This is a genomic window from Tabrizicola flagellatus, from assembly GCF_046295235.1.
GTDB lineage: Bacteria > Pseudomonadota > Alphaproteobacteria > Rhodobacterales > Rhodobacteraceae > Tabrizicola > Tabrizicola flagellata_A.
The window spans coordinates 52,632-74,959 of record NZ_JBKBLV010000009.1 but is presented as its reverse complement, the minus strand read 5'-3'; the positions used below and the strand labels follow the sequence as shown (position 1 = coordinate 74,959).

The 22,328-nt window shown below is 66.9% G+C and carries 19 protein-coding genes and 1 tRNA gene; 11 read left to right on the top strand and 9 right to left on the bottom strand.

Going from position 1 to position 22,328, the window contains the following annotated elements:
• Positions 1-96 precede the first annotated feature (96 nt).
• The 8 genes from ACK4IU_RS05545 (at position 97) to ACK4IU_RS05510 (ending at position 7,136) form a co-directional block, all read left to right on the top strand.
• Positions 97-1,110: an efflux RND transporter periplasmic adaptor subunit gene (locus ACK4IU_RS05545; RefSeq protein WP_409732477.1), complete on the top strand. Its 1,014-nt coding sequence runs from the start codon at positions 97-99 to the stop codon at positions 1,108-1,110.
• Positions 1,103-4,348 carry an efflux RND transporter permease subunit gene (locus ACK4IU_RS05540; protein ID WP_409732475.1) on the top strand — a complete coding sequence of 1,082 codons (3,246 nt, stop codon included), beginning with the start codon at positions 1,103-1,105 and terminating at the stop codon, positions 4,346-4,348. The genes ACK4IU_RS05545 and ACK4IU_RS05540 overlap by 8 nt, the downstream gene beginning before the upstream one ends.
• Before the next feature lie 18 nt (positions 4,349-4,366).
• Positions 4,367-5,653, top strand: a complete 1,287-nt coding sequence (locus tag ACK4IU_RS05535) for an NAD(P)/FAD-dependent oxidoreductase (protein WP_409732473.1) — start codon at positions 4,367-4,369, stop codon at positions 5,651-5,653.
• A gap of 4 nt (positions 5,654-5,657) precedes the next feature.
• Positions 5,658-5,861, top strand: a complete 204-nt coding sequence (locus ACK4IU_RS05530; RefSeq protein WP_149587012.1) for a DUF2892 domain-containing protein — start codon at positions 5,658-5,660, stop codon at positions 5,859-5,861.
• A gap of 9 nt (positions 5,862-5,870) precedes the next feature.
• Positions 5,871-6,194, top strand: coding sequence for an ArsR/SmtB family transcription factor (locus ACK4IU_RS05525; RefSeq protein ID WP_409732471.1), 324 nt, complete (start codon positions 5,871-5,873; stop codon positions 6,192-6,194).
• Positions 6,195-6,267: 73 nt separating this feature from the next.
• Positions 6,268-6,341, top strand: a tRNA-Gly gene (locus ACK4IU_RS05520).
• A gap of 71 nt (positions 6,342-6,412) precedes the next feature.
• Positions 6,413-6,721 (top strand): hypothetical protein, encoded by a 309-nt coding sequence (locus ACK4IU_RS05515; RefSeq protein ID WP_409732469.1) that lies wholly within the window; start codon positions 6,413-6,415, stop codon positions 6,719-6,721.
• A gap of 61 nt (positions 6,722-6,782) precedes the next feature.
• Positions 6,783-7,136, top strand: coding sequence for a RidA family protein (locus ACK4IU_RS05510; RefSeq protein ID WP_409732467.1), 354 nt, complete (start codon positions 6,783-6,785; stop codon positions 7,134-7,136).
• Positions 7,137-7,193: 57 nt separating this feature from the next.
• Here ACK4IU_RS05510 and pgi read toward each other — a convergent pair whose 3' ends face one another.
• From pgi to ACK4IU_RS05490, 4 genes are all read right to left on the bottom strand, one after another.
• Positions 7,194-8,789, bottom strand: coding sequence for a glucose-6-phosphate isomerase (gene pgi / locus ACK4IU_RS05505; protein ID WP_409732465.1), 1,596 nt, complete (start codon positions 8,787-8,789; stop codon positions 7,194-7,196).
• A 1-nt stretch (position 8,790) separates the two neighbouring features.
• The gene (gene pgl, locus ACK4IU_RS05500; protein WP_409732463.1) at positions 8,791-9,462 is read right to left on the bottom strand and encodes a 6-phosphogluconolactonase; all 672 of its coding nucleotides are present in this window, start codon (positions 9,460-9,462) and stop codon (positions 8,791-8,793) included.
• Entirely contained in the window at positions 9,459-10,913 is a 1,455-nt protein-coding gene (gene zwf, locus ACK4IU_RS05495) for a glucose-6-phosphate dehydrogenase (RefSeq protein WP_409732461.1), read from the bottom strand. Before zwf ends, pgl begins: the two co-directional genes overlap by 4 nt.
• Positions 10,914-11,015: 102 nt before the next feature.
• The gene (locus tag ACK4IU_RS05490; protein ID WP_149587019.1) at positions 11,016-11,600 is read right to left on the bottom strand and encodes an HNH endonuclease; all 585 of its coding nucleotides are present in this window, start codon (positions 11,598-11,600) and stop codon (positions 11,016-11,018) included.
• A gap of 302 nt (positions 11,601-11,902) precedes the next feature.
• Between ACK4IU_RS05490 and ACK4IU_RS05485 the strand changes: the two genes are divergently transcribed.
• From ACK4IU_RS05485 to ACK4IU_RS05475, 3 genes are read left to right on the top strand one after another with little or no spacing between them, the layout of a single operon-like run.
• Positions 11,903-12,364, top strand: coding sequence for a transglycosylase SLT domain-containing protein (locus tag ACK4IU_RS05485; protein WP_409732459.1), 462 nt, complete (start codon positions 11,903-11,905; stop codon positions 12,362-12,364).
• Between the two features lie 26 nt (positions 12,365-12,390).
• Positions 12,391-13,299: a diacylglycerol/lipid kinase family protein gene (locus tag ACK4IU_RS05480; RefSeq protein ID WP_409732457.1), complete on the top strand. Its 909-nt coding sequence runs from the start codon at positions 12,391-12,393 to the stop codon at positions 13,297-13,299.
• Complete coding sequence (locus tag ACK4IU_RS05475) at positions 13,296-14,096, top strand: metallophosphoesterase family protein (RefSeq protein WP_409732455.1); 801 nt, start codon at positions 13,296-13,298, stop codon at positions 14,094-14,096. The genes ACK4IU_RS05480 and ACK4IU_RS05475 overlap by 4 nt, the downstream gene beginning before the upstream one ends.
• A gap of 58 nt (positions 14,097-14,154) precedes the next feature.
• On the opposite strand, the gene ACK4IU_RS05470 is transcribed toward ACK4IU_RS05475, so the two are convergent.
• The 5 genes from ACK4IU_RS05470 to glgC all read right to left on the bottom strand — a co-directional run bounded on the left by ACK4IU_RS05470 (position 14,155) and on the right by glgC (position 22,311).
• The gene (locus tag ACK4IU_RS05470) at positions 14,155-15,687 is read right to left on the bottom strand and encodes a trimethylamine methyltransferase family protein (RefSeq protein ID WP_409732453.1); all 1,533 of its coding nucleotides are present in this window, start codon (positions 15,685-15,687) and stop codon (positions 14,155-14,157) included.
• 104 nt (positions 15,688-15,791) lie between these two features.
• On the bottom strand, positions 15,792-17,423 hold the full coding sequence (locus tag ACK4IU_RS05465; protein ID WP_409732451.1) for an alpha-D-glucose phosphate-specific phosphoglucomutase: 1,632 nt from the start codon (positions 17,421-17,423) through the stop codon (positions 15,792-15,794).
• Positions 17,424-17,428: 5 nt separating this feature from the next.
• Positions 17,429-19,555: a glycogen debranching protein GlgX gene (gene glgX / locus ACK4IU_RS05460; RefSeq protein WP_409732448.1), complete on the bottom strand. Its 2,127-nt coding sequence runs from the start codon at positions 19,553-19,555 to the stop codon at positions 17,429-17,431.
• Positions 19,552-20,976 carry a glycogen synthase GlgA gene (glgA, locus tag ACK4IU_RS05455; protein ID WP_409732446.1) on the bottom strand — a complete coding sequence of 475 codons (1,425 nt, stop codon included), beginning with the start codon at positions 20,974-20,976 and terminating at the stop codon, positions 19,552-19,554. The genes glgX and glgA overlap by 4 nt, the downstream gene beginning before the upstream one ends.
• A gap of 63 nt (positions 20,977-21,039) precedes the next feature.
• Positions 21,040-22,311 carry a glucose-1-phosphate adenylyltransferase gene (gene glgC / locus ACK4IU_RS05450; protein WP_409732444.1) on the bottom strand — a complete coding sequence of 424 codons (1,272 nt, stop codon included), beginning with the start codon at positions 22,309-22,311 and terminating at the stop codon, positions 21,040-21,042.
• Positions 22,312-22,328 lie beyond the last annotated feature (17 nt).

Genomic DNA, 22,328 nt, shown 5'->3' with positions numbered 1-22,328 from the left:
TGCCGGAAACACCGCTTCCGCCACATCATTTTTGTATTGTCATAGCTTTGAAATTTACTATATGAACTCCACAAGACAAACGCGAGCGCGAATCCGATGTCCCGACCCCTTCTCCTGTCTAGCCTGCTGGCTGTTGCCGTCCTCTCCGCCGGTTCGCTCCTGGCCGAGCCGTTCACCGTCTCAGCAAAACCCGTCACGGTCTGGAAATCCGTCTACGGCAGCGTCGAGGCGCGCGACCGGATCCCGGCCCGCTCGCGCATCGGCGGAACGCTGGTCGAACTGTCGGTGAACGAAGGCGACCTGGTGACCGCCGGTCAGGAGATCGCCCGGATCGTCGATGACAAGCTGGACTTCCAGCTTGCCGCGATCGCCGCGCAGCGCGAGGCTCTGTCGGCCCAGCTTGCCAATGCCGAGATCGACCTGAAACGTGGCGAGGACCTGCTGAAGAACGGGGTGACCACGACGCAGCGCGTGGATGCCCTTCGCACCCAGGTCGATGTGCTGAAGGGCCAGATCGCCTCGCTGGTCGCCCAGGCCGACGTCGTCACCCAGCAGGCGAAGGAGGGCGTCGTGCTGGCGCCCGTCGCGGGCCGGGTGCTGGACGTGCCGGTCACCAAGGGCGCGGTCCTGATGCCGGGCGAGGTCGTGGCCGTGGTCGGCGGCGGCGGCACCTTTCTGCGTCTCGCGGTGCCCGAACGCCATGCGACCGCACTTGATGCCGGAGACAAGATCCGCATTACCGAAGGCGGCGAGGACCGCGAGGGCACCCTCGCCCGCGTCTATCCGCTGATCGAGGGCGGCCGCGTGACCGCCGATGTCGAGATCGACGGTCTGCCCGACAACTTCGTCGGCAAGCGCATGCTGGTCAGCCTGCCCGTCGCCGAACGCGAGGCCCTTCTGGTGCCCGAAACCACGCTCGTCACCCGCGCCGGGCTCGATTTCGTCGGCGTCAAGACGCCTGAAGGCGTGGCCCTGCGCAGCATCGTGCCGGGCGAAATCCAGATGATCGACGGGATGCCGATGGTCGAGGTCATCACGGGCCTTGTCGCCGGCGACGTCGTGCTTCCCGCTTCCGAGGCGACCCAGGCTGCCGAGGTGGGCCATGAGTGAGCCCAGAGCCAAACACGCGCTGGGGATAGCGGGCGGCCTGACCAGGGCCTTCATCAACTCGACCCTGACCCCCCTATTCATCCTTGCAGCCCTTGCCGCCGGCCTCGTTGCGCTCGTCTCGCTCCCGCGCGAGGAAGAGCCGCAGATCTCGGTGCCGCTCGTTGATATCCATGTGCAGGCCCAGGGCCTGAAGGCGGTGGATGCGACCAAGCTCGTGACCGAGCCGCTGGAGGTGCTGGTCAAGGGCATCAACAACGTCGAGCACGTCTATTCCTCGACCCGCGACGACGCCGCGATGGTGACCGCGCGCTTCGAGGTCGGCACCAGGTCCGAGGACGCGATTCTGCGCGTCCACGACAAGATCCGCGCCAATCTCGACGTGATCCCGGTCGGCATCCCCGAGCCGCTGATCGTCGGCCGCGGCATCGATGACGTGGCTATCCTGACGTTGACCCTGTCCTCGGAAACCGCCACCGCGAACGACCTGACCCGCATCGCCCGCACCCTCCAGACCGAGGTCGCCAAGACCGAGAACGTGGGCCTCACCTACCTCGTCGGCGATGCGCAGGACGCGATCCGCATCGAACCCGACCCCGACCGCCTGGCGCTGTACGGCCTGACGCTGCAACAGCTTGCCGGCAAGGTCGCCCAGGCCAACCGCACGCTGAACACGGGCAAGCTGCGCGATCAGGGCCAGATGGTGGACCTCGTCGCCGGCGAGACGCTGACCGCGCCGGCCGAGGTGGCGAACCTTCTGCTCACCACCCGCGACGGGCGACCGGTCTATGTCTCGGACGTGGCCACCGTGCGCTATGTCGAAAACACCAGCGACACCATCGTCTCGCACATGGCCAAGACCGGGGACGGCAAGGTTGTCTCGGGTCCGGCGGTGACGCTGGCCATCGCCAAGCGCGCCGGTGCGAACGCGGTGGTCGTGGCCGAAGAGGTGCTGCACCGGGTGCATCAGCTGGAGCCCAAGCTGATCCCCGACGGCGTGGACATCACCATCACCCGCGACTACGGCGAGACAGCGAACGAGAAGGCGAACGAACTCCTGTTCCACCTTGGCCTCGCAACGGTGTCGATCATCCTGCTGGTCTGGCTGGCGATCGGCTGGCGTGAGGCCGGGGTCGTCGCCATCGTGATCCCGGTGACGATCCTGCTGACGCTCTTTGCCGCCTGGATCATGGGCTACACGCTGAACCGGGTGTCGCTCTTCGCGCTGATCTTCTCGATCGGGATCCTCGTGGACGACGCCATCGTGGTGATCGAGAACATCGACCGCCATTGGGGCATGGACCGCCGCAAGCCGCGCCTGCAGGCCGCCATCGAGGCGGTGGCCGAGGTCGGCAACCCGACCATCGTCGCCACGCTGACCGTGGTCGCGGCGCTTCTGCCGATGCTGTTCGTCTCTGGCCTGATGGGTCCCTACATGTCGCCCATCCCGGCCAATGCCAGCGCCGCGATGATCTTTTCCTTCTTCGTGGCGGTCATCATCACTCCCTGGCTGATGGTCAAGATCGCGGGCCGCGGTGACATGAGCGAGCATGCCCATGACGACATTCATGGCGGCCATCATGGCGGGTGGCTGGAGCGCACCTACACCGCGGTCGCCAGGCCCGTTCTGAAGACCAAGGGGCGCAGCCTGACCTTCCTTCTGGTCACCGCCGTCCTGTCCTTCGGCTCGCTCGCGGCGCTTTACACCCGCGATGTGACGGTCAAGCTCTTGCCCTTCGACAACAAGTCCGAGCTTTCGGTGGTCATCGACCTGCCCGAGGGGGCATCGGTCGAGGCGACCGACCGCGTGGCCCGCGACGTGGCCGATGTGGTGATGCAACTGCCGGAAGTGACTTCGGTCCAGACCCATGCCGGCACGGCCGCGCCCTTCAACTTCAACGGGCTGGTGCGCCACTACTACCTGCGCAAGGAACCGCAGCTGGGCGAGGTGGCGATCAACCTGACGCCCAAGACCGAACGCGACCGCGCCAGCCACGACATCGCGCTCGACATCCGCCAGCGTCTGGCCGACCTGCCGGTGCCGGCAGGCACCAGCCTGAAGGTCGTCGAACCCCCGCCGGGGCCGCCGGTGATCTCGACCCTGCTGGCCGAGGTCTATGGCCCCGATGCCGAAACCCGGCGCGAAGCCGCCCGGATGATCCGCCAGGCCTTCGAGTCCGTGCCCTTCATCGTCGATGTGGACGACAGCTTCGGCACCCAGGCCCGCCGCCTGCGCGCCACGATCTCGACCGACGATCTCGACTTCTACGGCGTGCAGGAACAGGACGTGTTCGACACGCTCGCGCTTCTGAACGGCGGCCAGACGGTGGGCTACTCGCACCGCGGCGAGGGGCGCCTGCCGATCCCGCTGGTCGTGGGGCGCGACAAGTCCGACCGGGTCATGGACGAACGCTTCCTGACCACGCCCATTCCGGCCAACGCCCTGCCCGGCGCGCGCGGGGTGGTGGAACTCGGCGACGTGATCCGCGTCTCCGAGGATCAGGCGAGCTTCCCGATCTTCCGCCACAATGGCCGCGATGCCGAGATGGTGACAGCCGAACTCGCCGGCGATTTCGAAGCGCCGCTCTACGGCATGCTCGCCGTTGCCGACCAGATCGAGAAGATGGACTGGCCCGAAGGCACCAAGCCCACGATCGCGCTGCACGGCCAGCCCGAGGACGAAAGCAAGGTCACGCTTCTGTGGGACGGCGAATGGGAAGTGACCTTCGTCACCTTCCGCGACATGGGGGCGGCCTTCGGGGTGGCACTCCTGGGCATCTACATCCTGGTTGTGGCCCAGTTCGGTTCGTTCAAGCTGCCGCTCGTCATCCTGACACCGATCCCGCTGACCTTCCTGGGGATCATCTTCGGCCACTGGCTGTTCGGAGCACCGTTCAGCGCCACATCGATGATCGGTTTCATCGCGCTGGCGGGCATCATCGTGCGGAACTCGATCCTGCTGGTCGATTTCATCCGCCACGCCACGCCAGAGGGCCAGTTGCCCAGCGTCGCCACCCTGATCGAGGCCGGCGCGATCCGCTTCAAGCCGATCCTGCTGACTGCCATCGCCGCCATGATCGGTGCGGTGGTGATCCTGGCCGACCCGATCTTCCAGGGCCTCGCCATCTCGCTCTTGTTCGGTCTGCTCAGTTCCACGCTGCTGACCGTGCTTGTCATCCCGGCGATCTACCGCGTCTTCCGGACGGCATCCGGCAGCACGGCCCCCGCCACCACTGCCTGATCAGAAGAGGAGACTGAAATGGCACATGTCGTTGTACTGGGTGCCGGACTTGGCGGCGCCATCATGGCCTACGAGCTGAAGGACCAGTTGCGTCCCGAGGACAAGGTGACCGTGGTCACCAAGGACCCGAAGTATCACTTCGTGCCCTCGAACCCCTGGATCGCCGTCGGCTGGCGCGACCGCGAGGACATCACGGTGGACCTCGCCCCCACGATGAAGAAAAAGGGGATCGACTTCATCCCCGTCGCGGCCGAGAAGCTCCACCCCGAGGAGAACCGGATCGAGCTGGTGGACGGAAAGTCCGTCAGCTACGACTACCTCGTCATCGCCACCGGGCCGGAACTGGCCTTCGACGAGATACCGGGCTTCGGCCCGCATGGCGGCTATACCCAGTCGGTCTGCCACATCGACCATGCCGAGGCGGCGAAATCGGTGTTCGAGAAGCTGGTGGCCAACCCCGGCCCGGTCATCATCGGCGCGGCGCAGGGGGCCAGCTGCTTCGGCCCGGCCTACGAGTTCCTGTTCATCCTGGAAACCGCGCTCCGCCGCGCCAAGGTGCGCGACCGCGTGCCGATGACCTTCGTCACGCCCGAGCCCTACATCGGGCATCTGGGCCTTGACGGGGTGGGCGACACCAAGGGGCTTCTCGAAAGCCAGATGCGCGAGAAGCACATCAAGTGGATGACCAACACCCGGATCAAGAAGGTCGAGGAAGGCCACATGTTCGTCGAGGAAATCAACGACGATGGCACGGTGAAGGCAGAGAAGGACCTGCCCTTCGCCTTCTCGATGATGCTGCCCGCCTTCCGCGGGATCAAGGCCGTCTCGGGGATCGAGGGCCTCTCGAACCCGCGCGGCTTCACCATCGTGGACAAGCACCAGCAGAACCCGAAATACCGGAACATCTTCGCGGTGGGCGTCTGCGTGGCGATCCCGCCGATGGGCCCGACCCCGGTGCCCTGCGGCGTGCCGAAGACCGGCTTCATGATCGAATCGATGGTGACCGCGACGGCGCACAACATCGGCAACATCGTGCGCGGCAAGGAACCCGACTCGGTCGGCACCTGGAACGCCGTCTGCCTGGCCGATTTCGGCGACGGGGGCATCGCCTTCGTGGCCCAACCCCAGATCCCGCCGCGCAACGTCAACTGGTCGTCGTCGGGCAAATGGGTGCATCTGGCCAAGGCCGGTTTCGAGAAATACTTCATCCGCAAGCTGCGGAAAGGCACCTCTGAACCCTTCTACGAAAGCCTCGCACTGAAAGTGCTGGGGATCGACAAACTCAAGGAAACCACGAAAGGATAAGTCCATGACCCTCGATGCTGCCGTTCTGCGCTTTGCCGGCGTGATGGTGCTGCTCAGCGTCCTGCTGACCGTCTATGTCTCGCCCCTCTTCGTCTGGTTCACCGTCTTCATCGGCCTGAACCTGATCCAGTCGTCGTTCACCGGCTTCTGTCCGGCGGCGGCGGTGTTCCGCAAGCTCGGGGTCAAGAAGGGCTGCGCCTTCGAATAGGAGAAAATGATGGCAGAGATCCTGGAAGGCTTCGGCGGCACCGCCGATCAGGCCAGCCGCGCCGTGGCGCTTCTGAAGTCGCTGTCGCATGAGGGGCGGTTGCAGATCCTCTGCCTGCTTGTCGATGGCGAGATGAACGTCACCCAGCTGGCCGAGGCCCTGCGTGCCAGCCCCGTCACGGTCTCGCAGCAGCTGATGCGGCTGCGGGCCGAAGGGATCGTACAGACCCGGCGCGAGGGGAAAAGCGTGATCTACAGCCTGGCGCAGGAAGAGGTGGCCAGGATCGTCACGGCACTGCGCGACACCTTCTGCAGCGCCAGGATCGCAAGCTGACCCCCATCTCCCCGCAGGGCGGCATGATCTGCCGCCTTGCGCTTGCCGCGCGGACTGGCTAAATGGGCGCTGCGCGGGTGTAGCTCAATGGTAGAGCAGAAGCTTCCCAAGCTTACGACGAGGGTTCGATTCCCTTCACCCGCTCCATCCCCTCTCTCCGGCGATTGACGGGCGATCCGCGCCGGTTGACCTTCGCGTCACAGCCACCGGAGCCTGTCATGCTGCGCCTTCATCTCGCCCTGCCCCTCTGCTTCGCCCTCGCCGCCTGCGTCGAGGACAGCGGCCCCTCCGAACCCTATCCCTTCGTCGGCCGCTGGGATTGCGGGGTGCAGACCTTCACCTTCACCAACACCACCTACAACAACGGCAGCCGGACCTACCCGATCCAGTCGGTCAGCCGGCAGGACCGCACCTACACGCTGCGCTTCGCCGACGGCTACATGATCATCCTCGCCGCAGTCACCAACACCGGCCTGACCTGGATCTCGGGCGCGACCGGCGACCAGTTCAACTGCCGCCGCCTCTAGGTGCTTCCGTTCCGCGCCGGAACCGGCTAACCAGCCGGCCGACGCCAACAGGGAGACAGACATGAACACCGACATCACCCGCTACGGCACCGGCCCTCGCATGTCCGAGGCCGTGGCCTACAACGGCATCCTCTGGGTCGCGGGGCAGCTCGGCGAACCGCGCGGCTCGGTCGCCGACCAGACCGCCCAGGCGCTGGCCGAAGTGGACCGCATCCTTGCCGAGGCCGGCACCGACAAGACGCGCATCCTGTCGGTCCAGATCTGGCTGGCCGACATGGCGACCTTCGCCGAGATGAACTCGGTCTGGGACAAATGGGTGCCGCAGGGCCACACGCCCGCCCGCGCCACCGGCGAGGCGAAGCTTGCCACCCCCGACTACAAGGTCGAGATCATCGTTACCGCCGCGCTGAAGTAACTTCGGCCCGCAAGTCATTGCAAACAGGACCGGATGCCGCAGGCTCCGGTCCCTGTCTCAGCGCAGGAAGGCCACCAGAGCCGCGGTGGACCCATCCTTGCCCTCGGTTCCGGCCTTCCCTTCGAGGACGGGCTGCAAGGCCAGCGCCAGTTCCTTGCCCAGCTCCACCCCCCACTGGTCGTAGGAATTGATGCCGAGGATCACGCCCTCGACGAATACCCGGTGTTCGTAGAGCGCGATGATCTGGCCCAGGGTGAAGGGCGTCAGCTGGTCATAGGCCAGGACGGTTGACGGCCGGTTGCCCGGGAACACCCGGTGCCGCGCCTGCCGTTCCAGCTCGGCCCCGGTCGCCCCCCTCCTTGCCATGATCGCACGCGCTTCCTCCAGCGACCTCCCGCGCAACAGCGCCTCGGCCTGCGCAAGGCAGTTCGACACCAGAAGCAGGTGCTGATGCGCGAGGTCCGGCTCATGCCCGCGGCGCGCCACCAGGAACTCGCAGGGCACGACGCGGGTGCCCTGATGGATCAATTGATAGAAGGCGTGCTGGCCATTCGTGCCCGGCTCGCCCCAGACCACGGGACCGGAATGCGTTTCCAGATCCGACCCGTCGATCGCGACGCGCTTGCCGTTCGATTCCATCTCGAGCTGCTGCAAATAGGCAGGAAGCCGCGCAAGCCTTTGATCGTAAGGCAGAACCGCCCGCGTGGCATGGCCGCAGATCTGGTTGTGCCAGATGCCGACCAAGGCCAGCATGACCGGCATGTTGGCCGCGAAGGGCGCGGTCAGGAAGTGCTGGTCCATTGCCCGGCCGCCGGCCAGGAATTCGTCGAACCGCTCCGGCCCGATGGCGATCATCAGGGCCAGGCCGATCGGCCCCCACATGGAATAGCGACCGCCCACCCAGTCCTCGAATCCGAAAACTCGGGCCGGATCAATGCCATAGGCAGAGGTCTTGTCACGCGCGGTCGAAACCGCGGCGAACTGTGCCGCCGGATCGGCCACCTTCGCCCCCATCCAGCGTTTTGCCGTATCGGCATTGGTCATCGTCTCGATCGTGGTAAAGGTCTTGGACGCCACGATCACCAGTGTCGTCGTCGGATCAAGGCCTTGCAGCACGTCGTGAATATGCGCGCCATCGACGTTCGAGACGAAGTGGCAGCGCGGACCGTCATGGTAGGGCGCCAGCGCCAGCGTTGCCATCGCCGGGCCAAGGTCGGATCCGCCGATCCCGATGTTCACCACATCGGTGATCCGCCCGCCCTGTCCCTGGAACGCCCCCGAGCGCACGTCGCGCGCGAAGGCCGCGCAGGCGGCGCGGATCCGGCGCACCTCGGGCAGCACGTCCTGCCCATCGACGCGGATCACCGCCTCCTCGCCGGCCCGCAGCGCGACATGCAGCACGGCGCGGCCTTCGGTATCGTTGATCTTCTCCCCGGAAAACATCGCCGCGCGCTTTTCCGCCACGCCCGAGACCTCGGCCAGTCGCACCAGGGCGGCACGGGTAGCGCTGTCGATGCTGGTCTTGGAATAGTCGAACAGCATCCCGTCGGCAGTCACCGAGAAATCGACCGCCCGGCTTTCGTCAAACAGATCAAGGATATGGCGGCCCCTGTTCACATCGTGAAGCCGCTGCAGGTCAGCCCATTTGCTCATGTCATTCCGCCCAGTGCACGGTTGCGTTGTCGAGGACGGCCCGGACGGGCGCCTCCTGCGGGCTCAGGGTCATCGCGCGCTCCAGCGCCGCGCGCTTTTCCGTCCCGGTGATCAGGATGTGGATGTTGAACGCCTCGCGCAGCACCGGCGCGGTCAGGGTGACGCGCGGCTCGCCCGCCGCCTCGGCGCGCAACGCCATCAGGATCGGCGCGTCGGGGGCCAGCGCCTCCTCCAGCCGGTCGGCGCCGGGAAACAGGCTTGCGGTGTGCATGTCCGCCCCCATGCCCAGCAGGAGGACCGAGATCGGCAGATGCGGCCGGATCCCGTCGGCCAGCGCCTCCAGCATCTCCTCGGGCGTCTCGGCGGGCGCATAAAGCGGCACCAGCCGCGCCTGCGCCGCCCGGCCCCGCAGAAGCCGCTCCCGCACCAGCCGGGTGTTCGACCGGTCCGACGACTCGGGCACCCAGCGTTCGTCGTTCAGGACCACCGCCACATTGGCCCAGTCCAGATCCACCCCCGACAAAGTGTCGAAGATCGGGCCCGGCGTCGTGCCGCCCGGCACCGAGAAGGTCGCGCTGCCCTCGCGGCGCAGGAAATCGCCCAGCTGGCCGGCGATCAGGTCGGCCAGCCGCAGCATCATCAGATCCCGGTCGGGGTAGGTTTCCAGGTTCATTCGCGTATCTCCCGCCAGCGCCGCCCGTCGCGGTGCATCAGCATCAACGCATCTTCCGGCCCCGAGGATCCGGGGTCGTAGGTCTGCGGCTTGTCGCCCCGCGCCTCCCAGCCCTCGATGATCGGGTCGGTCCAGGCCCATGCCGCCTCGACCTCGTCGCCGCGCATGAACAGCGTCTGGTTGCCCCGGATCACGTCCATGATGAGCCGCTCGTAGGCGTCCGGCACATCCTCGGCCTCGGCCCCCAGCGCATCGGCGAAGGACATGTCCAAGGGCACCTGCATCAGCCGCATCCCCCCGGGTCCGGGTTCCTTGATCATCACCATCAGGTTCATGCCCTCGTTCGGCTGCAACCGGATGACAAGCACGTTCTCGTGCCATCCGGCCGCGTCATCGAAGATCGCATGCGGCGGCTGCTTGAAGGTGATGGCGATCTCGCTGGCCCGCGCCCGCAGCCTTTTGCCCGTGCGCAGGTAGAAGGGCACCCCCTGCCAGCGCCAGTTGCTGATCGCGACCTTCAGCGCGATGTAGCTTTCGGTCTTCGACTGGGGATTCTCGGCATGCGCCAGATAGGACTTCTCGCCCTTCCCTGCCCCGTATTGCCCGCGCACGATATCCTCGGGCGGGACCGGCTTCAGCGCGCGGATCACCTTCAGCTTCTCGTCCCGCACCGCGTCGGGGTCGAAGTGATAGGGCGGCTCCATCGCGATCAGGCACAGAAGCTGCATCAGGTGGTTCTGCACCATGTCCCGCATGGCGCCCGACTTGTCGTAATAGGCGCCGCGTCCGTCCACGCCCACGGTTTCCGCCACCGTGATCTGGACATGGTCGATGTATTCGGCTTTCCACAAGGGCTCGAACAGGATGTTGGCAAAGCGCACCGCCATCAGGTTCTGGACGGTTTCCTTTCCGAGATAATGGTCGATCCGGTAGATCTGCGTCTCGTTGAAATGCTTCGCCAGCACCGCGTTCAGCGCCTTCGCGCTGGCCAGGTCGCGGCCGAAGGGCTTTTCCACCACGATCCGGCTCCAGGCATCGGCGATGCCATGTTCCGACAGCCGCTGCGCGATGTCGCCGAAGAGGCTCGGCGCGACCGAGAAATAGAAGGCCCGGACCACGTTCTCGCGCATCAGCTTCTTCAGCGCCGCCCAGCCGTTCGTGCCGGTCGCGTCGATCGCCACATAGTGCAGCCGCGCGAGGAACGCCTCGATCGCCGCCTTGTCCTGCCGCGCCTTGGGCACGAACTCGGCCAGCGCCTCCCGCACCTGGTCGCGGAAGCCCTCATCGGTCAGATCGGCGCGGGCCGCCCCGATGATCCGGCTCTCCGCCGGCATCTGCCCGGCCACGAAGCGGCGATAGAGGCCCGGCAGGATCTTGCGGCGCGCCAGATCGCCCGTGCCGCCGAAGATCACCAGATCGAAGACATCCACTGGAATGACGCGCGAGACCATGGCTTTCTCCTTGGAAGGCTGTTAGCGCTAACGGGCGCCTTCTACAGCCTGCCCGACCCCATGTCTAGCAGTCAGCAAGGTCCGGGCCAACCGGCGGCGTCATCACGCCTCCAGTTCGGCATCCCAGTAGAGATAATCCATCCAGCTGTCGTGCAGGTGGTTCGGCGGAAAGCGGCGGCCGTGCGCCTGCATCTCCTCGGCCGTGGGCGCGCGCGGCGGGCGGCGCAGGGAGAGGCCCGACTGCTTCAGCGTCTTCGATCCCTTGCGGAGATTGCAGGGGGAACAGGCCGCGACGACGTTCTCCCAGCTGGTGATCCCGCCGCGCGACCTCGGCACCACATGGTCAAAGGTCAGATCGCCCTTCGCGCCGCAATACTGGCAGCAGAATTCGTCCCGCAGAAAAAGATTGAAGCGCGTGAAGGCCACGCGCTTCTGGGGTTTGACGTAATCCTTCAGGACGACCACCGAGGGTATCCTGAATTCCTGCCGCTGGCTTCGGACGACGTGGTCGTATTCGGCGACGATCTGCACCCTGTCCAGGACGGCCGCCTTGATCGCCTCCTGCCAGGGCCACAGGCTGAGCGGGTAGTAGCTGAGCGGGCGATAGTCGGCATTCAGCACCAGCGCCGGATAGTGCTTCAGCGCCGCCGGATCGCGCACGAACTGGGTTCTGAAATCGCCGTCCATTCCGTCAAAGACTCCGCGCTTCGCCCGTCGACCGTTCGGCCAGCAGGGCGGGGAGTCCCGCCCCGTCAGCCGAAACTATATCTGGCGTTTCCGCCATGGCAACCCCCAAGCGCCAGAGTGTCGCTGCGGGTTTTCCGCAGGCCTTCTGCCCGATCCGGGTAACATCACGGTGACATTCGCGGCCCTGACCCGCGCCCTTCGGCCGGCCGGTTGCCGCGCAATCCGGCCCCATCCGCGCGGGTCGGGGTTGCGCCTGCCGGCCGCGCGCCGGTATCAGACGGCGATCCACAGCGGAGCCACCGATGCCCCTTACTCGCCGCCTGATGCTGCTCTATGCCGCCGCTGCCCTTGCCGCCTGTGGTCGCGCACCACAGCCGCCCGTGACCCGCGCGCCGATGGCGCCCGGCGCCACGCCCGAGATGCTGGCGCTGGTGGACCGCTACGCCGATTTCCACGAGATCCCGCGCAGCCTGATGCACCGGGTCGTCCGGCGCGAAAGCGGCTACAATCCGGCCGCGCGCAACGGGCCCTATTACGGGCTGATGCAGATCCATCCGCAGACTGCGCGGACCATGGGCTACAACGGCCCGCCCGAAGGCCTGCTGGATGCCGAAACCAACCTGACCTATGCCGGCAAGTATCTCCGCGGCGCCTGGCTGGTCTCGCGCGGATCCGAGGACCGGGCGGTCATGTGGTATGCCAAGGGCTATTATTACGAGGCCAAGCGCATGGGCCTCCTTTACGAAACGGGTCTGCGCACCTAGCTCTCTCCGGCCAACCGGGGGGACGCATGGCCGAGAACCGACCCGATATCTGCGTCCTGTCGAACCCGCGATCGGGCACCTCGCTGCGCAATCCCGGGGCGGTTGACCGGGCCATGGCCGTCCTGGGCGCCCGGGCAGAGCTACGGCCCTTTTCGGGCGATCCGGCGGACGAGGCCGCGCGCGCGGTGCGGGACGGCTTCCGCATCGTGGTCGCAGCCGGGGGCGACGGCACGGTGGCGGGCGTTGCCCATGCGCTTGCCGGAACCGGGGTCGCGCTGGCCGTCCTGCCCTTGGGCACCTTCAACTACTTCGCCCGCGGCCTGAAGATGCCCGAGGCCCCCGAGGCCGCCGCCCGCGCCATCCTCGACGGCGCCCCGCACGACATCCGCGTCGGCACGCTGAACGGCCGCGTCTTCCTGAACAACGTCGCCATCGGCCTCTACCCCGCGATCCTCGAGGAACGCGAGGCCGTCTATGCCCGCTTCGGGCGCTATCGCCTGCTGGCACATCTGGCCTCGCTGCGCACCATCCTGCGCTTCCAGAAGCCCTACCGGATGGAGATCTACCAGGACGACACCCGGCACAGCCTCCGCACGCCCATGGTTTTCGTCGCCCGCTCGGCCTATCAGCTCGACCAGTTCGGTCTGCAAGGGTCCGAGGCGATCTCGGACGACCGTTTCGTGCTGTTCCTCGCGCATCAGCAGACGCGGCTGGGCTTCCTGCGGCTGGCGTGGCGGCTGGTGCGGCGGCGCGTGGACCACGGGCGCGACGTGATCGTCTCCACCCCGCGACGGATCGCAATTGCGGTGCGCGGGCGGCGGCGCATCGCCGTGGCGCTCGACGGCGAGAAACTGAAGATGCGCCTGCCCCTGCGAATCCGGCTGAACGATCACCTGTTGCAGGTCATCCTGCCGCCGGACAAGCTGGCCGGATGAGCCGGATCCTGCACCTTTCCGACCTGCATTTCGGCACGGTCGATGCGCGGCTGGTGGGTCCGCTTCTGGATCTGGCCCGGCGGCTGGCCCCGGATCTCTGCGTGGTCTCGGGCGATCTGACCCAGCGCGCGCGGGCCGACCAGTTCCGCGCGGCGCGCGCCTTTCTCGACCGCCTGCCGGCGCCCGTGCTGCTGGTGCCCGGCAATCACGACATGCCGCTTTACAACCTGCCCCTGCGCCTCGTGGCGCCGCTGGCCCGCTACCGCCGCGCCTTCGGGCCGCTGACCGAGCCGCAGGTGATCCTGCCCGACGCCGTGGTGCAGGGGCTGGACACCGCCAACCCGCTGGTCTGGAAATCCGGCCGCCTCCGACGCGCCTCGATCCGGCGACTGGAGCGGGCCTTTTCCGAGGCGCCGGCGGGGCACTGGCGGGTGGCGGTGATGCATCATGCCCCGGTCCCGGCCGCCGACGGCACGCCCGCCGACATCGCCGATCCCGCCGGGACGCTCGCCGCCCTCGCCCGCGCCGGAGCCGAGATCGTGCTGTCGGGCCATACCCACATGCCGCACATGGGCCTTGCCGACACGGCGGCCGGGGTGCTGTTCCTCCAGGTCGGCACCGCCCTGTCCACCCGGCTCAAGACCGGCAGCAACGATCTGGCGCTCCTCAGCCTTTCGCCGGGGGAGGCAAGGGTGGAAAGCTGGCTCTCCGCGCCCGGGGCACGCGACTTCGAGCCCGGCCCCGCCCGGACCTACCGCCGCCGGGACGGGGTCTGGAACGAGGTTGACAATCCGTAAACGTCCGCGGGCAACCGATTGGAATTGCTGCGGTATCCGGAAATGTCCACCGTGGACATCAATACCAGGAATCGGCCACGGCGGCCTTCTTGCGGGCGACGAAGTCGTGCAGGGCGTCGCGGACCCCCACGTCCAGCGCGGGCGCCTCATACTCCGCCAGCCGGTTCTTCCACAGCCGGTTCGCCCGGGTCGCCGCATCCGAAGACCCCGCCGCCTCCCACTTCTCGAAGGGTTCGTTGTCCGACAACTCGCTGTCCCAGAAGGCCGTCTCATAGTGCCGCATCGTGTGCGAGCAGCCGAAGAAATGGTTCCCCGGCCCGACCTCGGCAAAGGCCTCGACCGCAAGCTGCTCATCATCGATCCGAATCCCGTCCAGATAGGCATGCAAGGCCCCGCACAGGTCGGCATCCAGCATGAACTTCTCGTAGGACATGCTGAGGAGACCGTCGAGGAACCCGGCCGAATGCAGGATGAAGTTGGCCCCGCAGTGGACCGCCGCCAGCATCGACATCGTCCCTTCCATCATCGCCTGCCCGTCCGGCAGCTTGGAGGTGGTGAAGTTCCCCGAACAGCGCAGCGGCAGGTTCAGGCGTCGGGCGAGCTGGCCGATCACCTGGCTCCCGATCGCCGGTTCGGGCGTGCCGAAGGTGGGCGAGCCGGACCGCAGCGACATCGACGACAGGAAGTTCCCGAAGATCACCGGAGCGCCCTTCCGCTCCAGCTGGGTCAACGCGCAGCCGGCCATGGTCTCGGCCAGCGACTGCACGATCCCGCCCGCGTTCGTCACCGGCCCCATCGCCCCGCCCAGGATGAACGGCACGATCACCGCCGCCTGGTTGGCCCGCGCATAGGCCCGCAGCGATTTCGTCATCGTGCCGTCCCAGACAAGCGGCGAGTTCACGTTGACGTTGCCGAGGATCACGCAGTTCCGGTCCACGAATTCGGCGCCGAACAGGATCCGGCACATCTCGATGCTGTCCTCCGACCGCTCCTCGGCGGTGACGGACCCCATGAAGGGCCGGTCGCTGAGTTCGATATGGGCCAGCACCATGTCGAGATGCCGCTTGTTCACCGCCACGTCGGTCGGTTCACAGATCGTCCCGCCCGAGTGGTGGAAGTTGGGGCTGGACTGCGCCAGCTTGATGAAGTTGCGGAAGTCCTCGATGGTCCCGAAGCGGCGACCGCGGTCGAGGTCCATCACGAAGGGGCTGCCGTAGGCGGGCGAAAAGACGACGTTCTTGCCGCCGATCCGCACCGAATTGGCCGGGTTCCGCGCGTGCTGGGTGAATTCGGCCGGCGCGGATTTCAGGATCTCGCGCAGCATGCCGGGCTCGAACTTCACCAGCACGCCCTCGACCTTCGCCCCGGCCCGCCGCCAGTGGTCCAGCGCCACGGGATCGTCGCGGAACTCGATCCCGGTTTCGGCCAGCACCCGGTCGGCGGCACGCTCGATGCGGACCAGGTTCTCTTCTGACAAGACGTCATAGGTCGGGATGTTGCGGACGATATAGGGCCGGCCCACCCCCTGCCCCTTGTGCGCCCGCTCCGCCTGACGCGCCTGCCTTCCCGACCTGACCCTGACCTCGCCCATCGCCGCCCCTCCAGAAACTCGACAGTGGTGTCAGGTTTGTCGCAAATCGACCAGGGGTCTGGTCAAACCGCGACTCCTGAAGGTCAGGAAACGCCGCAGCCTCGTCAAGTCACGACATCAGGGGCCGTCCGCCCGGTATGGGCCGCGATACCCGCCAGCGCATGCGCTGCCCGGATCACAGGGGCGAGCGCCTCTTGCGCGTCGAGGTCAAGGCCCCCGGGGCCCGCCGCATAGCGCTCCAGATAGACCCGTAGCGTCGCGCCCTCGGTGCCCGTTCCCGATAGCCGGTAGACGATCCGGCTGCCATCCTCGAACAGCACCCGGACGCCCTGCTTCTGGCTGACCGAGCCATCGACCGGATCGGTATAGGCAAAGTCGTCTGCGGTGCGGATGGTCATCCCTTCGACCTGCCGCCCAGGAAGACCGGCCAGCGACCCGCGCAGCGCGGCCATCATCGCATCGGCCTTGGCAGACTCGATCGCCTCGAAATCGTGGCGGCTGTAGTAGTTGCGGCCGTATTTCGCCCAGTGCTCGCGCAGGATCTCGGCCACCGACTGCTTGCGCACCGCGAGGATGTTCAGCCACAGAAGGATCGCCCAGAGCCCGTCCTTTTCCCGCACATGGTCCGAGCCGGTGCCGAAGCTTTCTTCCCCGCAGATCGTGGCGCGGCCTGCGTCCAGCAGGTTGCCGAAGAACTTCCAGCCCGTTGGGGTCTCGAACTTCCCGATCCCCAGTGCATCGGCCACCCGGTCCGCTGCGGCAGAGGTCGGCATCGACCGCGCCACGCCCGCAAGGCCCTTTGCATAGCCCGACGCCAGATGGGCATTCGCGGCCAGCACCGCGAGGCTGTCCGAGGGCGAGACATAGATACCGCGCCCCACCACCATGTTGCGATCCCCGTCGCCGTCCGAGGCGGCGCCGAAATCGGGCGCCGAGGGGCCGAACATTTCGTCCATCAGCGCCTTGGCCCAGGTCGGGTTGGGATCGGGGTGCATGCCGCCGAAGTCCGGCAGAGGGGTCGCGTTGACGCAGGTCCCCTTCGGCGCGCCGAGGCGGTTTTCCAGGATTTCGACGGCATAGGGGCCGGTGACGGCGCACATCGAATCCATCCGCATGCGGAAGCCGCCCGCGAACATGGCGCGGATCGCGGGGAAGTCAAAGAGCGTCTCCATCAGCGCGGCGTAGTCGGCCACGGGATCGACCACATCGACGATCATCTCGCCCAGCCGGTGCCGCCCGACCCGGGAAAGATCGACGTCCTGTGCCTCCAGCACCCTGTATTCGGTGATCTCGGTCGTCCGCTTGTACATCACCTCGGTCACGCCTTCGGGCGCAGGGCCGCCGTTCGGCATATTGAATTTCACGCCGAAATCCTCGTTCGGCCCGCCGGGGTTGTGGCTGGCCGACATGATGATGCCACCATCCGTCCTGTTCAGCCGGATCAGGTGGCTGGCGGCCGGAGTCGACAGGATCGCCCCCTGCCCCACGATCACCCGCGCCGCGCCATTGGCCGCCGCCATCCGCAGGATCACCTGCGCCGCGCGGTCGTTGAAATAGCGCCCGTCGCCACCCAGGACGAAGGTCTTGCCACCTGCCCCCACCACGTCGAAGATCGACTGTACGAAGTTTTCCAGGTAGTGCCGCCCCATGAAGACCGGGGTCTTCTTGCGCAATCCGCTGGTGCCGGGCTTCTGCCCCGGGATCGGCTGAGTGGCGACGGTTGCGATCTGGGTCATGGCGATCATCCCTTGGCAGGCTGGGTCACGGATCGGAAGAGCAGCACGGACTGGGCCGGCGCCTCGGCAAAATCGGCGGCCGGAATACCCTCTTCGGGCAGGTCGGGGCGGGTGGTGTCGAGCAGGAGGTGCCAGGCGTGCGCGGTTTCCGGCAGATGCAGGGGGGTGGCGGCGCCGGTGTTGAACACGGCAAAGACCGCCTCGGGGTTCGGGTCGCCGCCCTCGGCCTGCATCCGCAGTTCGACGCATAGGCACCGGAAGGCCGGGTCATGCCATTCCTCGGACTGCGGCACGGTGCCGTTCGCCCGGCGCCAGATCACGTCCGGCAGCCCGTCCGACAGGCGCGGGCGCGCGTGCAGGAAGCGGCGCTGGCGCAGGACTGGCAGCGCCCGACGCAGGGCGGAAAGCCGCCGGACGAACGTCAGAAAGTCGGCATCGGCTTTCGTCCAGTCCAGCCACGAGATCTCGTTGTCCTGGGCATAGGCGTTGTTGTTGCCGCCCTGGCTGTGGCCGATCTCGTCGCCGGCCAGCAGCATCGGCACACCCTGCGACAGGAACAGCGTGGCAAGAAGGTTGCGTTTGCGCAGGGTGCGGGCGGCCAGGACATTGGCGTCTTTCGTCGGGCCCTCGACACCCAGGTTGTCGGAATGGTTCTCGTGGTGGCCGTCGCGGTTGTCCTCGCCATTGGCGAAGTTGCGCTTGACGGTGTAGCTGACCAGATCCTCCAGCGTGAAACCGTCATGGCTGGTGACATAGTTGATCGAGGATGTGGCCGCGCGCCCCGAGTGGTCGAAGCGTTCGGCGCTGCCCAATAGCCGCGCGGCAAGGTCGCGGGTCAGCCCCGCATCCCCCTTCCAGAACCGCCGCACCCCATCGCGGAAACGGTCGTTCCACTCGTGGAACGGGTGCGGATAGGCCCCGAGCTGATAGCCGCCCGGGCCGAGGTCCCAGGGCTCGGCGATCAGCTTGACGCGGGAAAGGACCGGATCCTGGCGGATCGCGTCGAAGAAGCCGCCGTTCGGGTCAAAACCATGCGCCTCGCGCCCCAGCGTGGTGGCAAGGTCGAAGCGGAAGCCATCGACGTGCACGGCCTCGACCCAGTAGCGCAAGCTGTCCATCACCATCCGCAGCACCATCGGATGGGTCAGGTTCAGCGTGTTGCCCGTGCCAGCGTCGTTGACATAGTGCCGCCCGCCACCGGCCAGGCGATAATAGCTGGCATTGTCGAGCCCCCGGTAGCTGAGCGTCGGGCCCCATTCGTCGCCTTCTGCCGTATGGTTGTAGACCACGTCGAGGATCACCTCGATCCCTGCCGCGTGGAAGCGGCGCACCATGGTCTGCACTTCCCACAGCGCGCCCTGGCTCATGTAGCGGGGCTCGGGGGCGAAGAAACACAGCGTGTTGTAGCCCCAGTGGTTGCGCAGGCCGCGGGAGACCAGGAAGCGGTCGTCGATGAAGGACTGCACCGGCAGAAGTTCGATCGCGGTGACGCCGAGCTTCTGGAGATGGTCGATCACCGGGTCGCACGACAGGCCCAAGTAGGTGCCACGCAGGCCCTTGTCCACCCCAGGATGCAGCGCGGTCATCGACTTGACATGCGCCTCGTAGATCAGCGTCTCGCAGCGCGGCGTGCGCGGCGGCTGGTCGTTGCCCCAGGTGAAGGAGGGATCGGTCACCACGGCCTTGGGCACGGCAAAGGCGCTGTCGCGGGTGTCGAAGCTGAGGTCGCCGCGCGGCGAGCCGATCTTGTAGCCCATCAGCGCGTCGGACCACTTCAGCCGCCCCTCCAACGCGCGGGCATAGGGGTCCAAGAGCAGCTTGTGCGGATTGAAGCGGTGGCCCTGATCGGGGGCATAAGGCCCGTAGGCGCGAAAGCCGTAGACCGCGCCGACCGTCAGCCCGCAGACCTCGATATGCCAGATGTCGCCGTCGCGCTCGGTGATCGGCAGCCGCGCCAGTTCCTTGCGGCCATCGGCGGTGAAGAGGCACAGTTCGATCCGCTCGGCATGGGCGGAAAAGACCGCGAAGTTGACGCCGTCGCCCGTCAGGCTTGCCCCCATCGGCCAGGGCCGGCCGGGCGCAACGGCATGCCCCTGAAGCCGCGCGGGCGGCGAGACGGTCTGCGGTGTCACGCGGCAAGCCTTTCGTATAGCCCGGCATAGGCCCGGGCCGAGGCTTCCCAGCCGACCGGCTGCGCCATGGCATTGGCCCGCAGCTTTGCCCACAGCTTCGGCTGGCGGTAAAGCTCCACCAGTTGCGCCAGCGCCCGGCCGAAGGCCAGCGCATCGACGGGATGAAAGGTGATCCCGGTGGCAACCGGCTTGGCCAGCGCGGCCGGGCTGGCGCCGATCACGGTATCGGCCAGCCCGCCGACCAGCGAGACGACCGGCAGCGCGCCATAGCGCAACCCATACATCTGCGTCAGACCGCAGGGCTCGAAGCGCGAGGGCACCAGAACGGCATCCGCCCCCGCGAACAGACGATGGCTCAGCGCCTCGTCATAGCCGATCCGCGTGGCTACCCGGCCGGGGAAGCGGTCGGCCAGATGGCGCATTGCCCCCTCCAGTCCCGCATCGCCCGAGCCGAGCACGATCAGCCCGCCACCGCCAAGCACGAAATCCGGCACGACCTCGGGCAGAAGGTCGATCCCCTTCTGGTCGGTCAGCCGGCTGACGACGATGGCGAGCGGCCCCGGAACCTCGAGCCCGAATTCAGCGCAGATCTTCGCCCGCGCCGCGGCCTTGCCGGCCATCGCCTTCGGCCCGAAGGGCGGATCCTCGGAGCCGGGATCCCAAAGCGCGGTATCGACCCCGTTCAGGATGCCCGAGACGACCGGCCCGCGCGCCGCGATCACGCCCTGCAGGCCCATCCCGAACTCCGGCCGCATCAGTTCTGCCGCATAGGTCGGCGAGACGGTGGTGATCCAGTCCGCCGTCACCAGCCCCGCCTTCAGGCTGGAGATGCCGCCATAGTATTCCAGCGCCTCGGGGTGGAAGGCATGACCCGGCAGGCGGAGGACACCCAGCATGTGCGCCGGAGCCCAGCCCTGAAAGGCGATGTTGTGCACGGTCATCACGGACTTGACCCCGCCCGTGCCGTGATAGGCCAGATAGGCGGGCGCGAGACCGGCCTGCCAGTCATGCGCGTGCAGGATGTCGGGCTTCCAGTCTGTCAGCCCCTCGCGCGCGATGCGGGCGCCGACCCAGGACAGCGCGGCAAAACGCACGGCGTTGTCGGGGTGGTCGCCTGTTGGCGCGGAATAGGGCCCGCCCTCGCGGTCATAGAGATGGGGCGCATCGAGAAGCAGCAGCGGCACGCCCGCCACCTCTCCGGCCAGGACACGACCGGGGCCGCCCCAGAGATCCGGCTCCTGCCAGACCACGGACCAATCCGCGGCCCTCGCGCGGAGCGCGCGGTAAGCGGGCAGCAGCACCCGCATCTCCCAGCCGGTCGCGGCAAGGGCGGATGGCAAGGCACCCACCACGTCCGCCAGCCCGCCGGTTTTCACCAGCGGGACGCATTCCGAGGCCACCGACAGGACACGTCCGCCCATTTCCCTTGCCTTTCAAGAGCTTCCCGACCGAAGTTAACCGGGCTTGTGCGCCGCGTCCAGCCTTCAGCCAAGCGCCCTGGCTCGGGCGTCCAGCATGTCCTGGGTAATCAGCACGATCCCGCCCTCGGACCGGCGGAACCACTTCGCATCCTCCTCGGGATCCTCGCCGACCACCAGGCCCTCGGGAATGACGACGCCGCGGTCGATCACGCAGTTCTTCAGCTGGGCCTTGCGGTTGACCACCACCTGCGGCAGGGCGACGACATATTCCAGCGTCGAATAGCTGTGCGTCCGGCAGCCGGTGAACAAGAGGCTGTTCGACACCGCCGAGCCGGACACGATGCAATCGCCCGAGACCAGCGAGGACACCGCGCTGCCACGCCTGCCGTCTTCGTCATGGATGAACTTGGCTGGCGGCACGATCTCGGCATAGGTCCAGATCGGCCAGGCGTTGTCGTAAAGGTCCAGCTTCGGGACGAAATCGGTCAGGTCGATGTTGGCCTGCCAGAAGGCGTCGATCGTTCCCACGTCGCGCCAGTAGGGTTCGGTCTCCAGGCCCGAAGTCACGCAGCTGTCCGCGAACTTGTGCGCGACTGCCTTTCCGTTCTTGACGATGTTCGGGATCAGATCGAAGCCGAAGTCATGTGTCGAATTGTCGTCCTGCATGTCGCGGATCAGGAGGTCGCGCAGGAAGGCCCAGTCGAAGACGTAGATCCCCATGCTGGCAAGAGCATGATCGGGGTCGCCCGGGATGGCAGGAGGGTCCTTCGGCTTTTCCAGGAAATCGGTGATCCGCATGGACTTGTCCACATGCATCACCCCGAAGGCCGAGGCCTCCTTGCGCGGCACGGTCAGGCAGCCGATCGTCACATCCGCCCCGGCCTCGACATGCTGGCGCAGCATCACCTCGTAATCCATCTTGTAGATGTGGTCGCCGGCCAGGACGATCACATACTTCACGCCGTAGCTGTCGATGATGTCGATGTTCTGCGCGATGGCGTCCGCCGTGCCGCGATACCAGTTCACCTCATCCATCCGCTGGCTTGCGGGAAGGATGTCCAGATATTCGTTGCGCTCGGCCCGGAAGAAGTTCCAGCCGCGCTGGCAATGCCGGATCAGACTGTGCGCCTTGTACTGCGTCGCTATCGCCATCTTGCGGATGCCCGAGTTCAGCGCGTTCGACAGCGCGAAGTCGATGATCCGGGTCTTGCCGCCGAAATAGACCGCAGGCTTCGCGCGCCGGTCGGTCAGTTCCTTCAGCCGGCTGCCGCGCCCCCCCGCCAGGACGAAGGCCATCGCCTGTGAGGAAAGCCGCTGGTTCGGTCTCGGTTTCATCGCATCCCTCCCCGGAT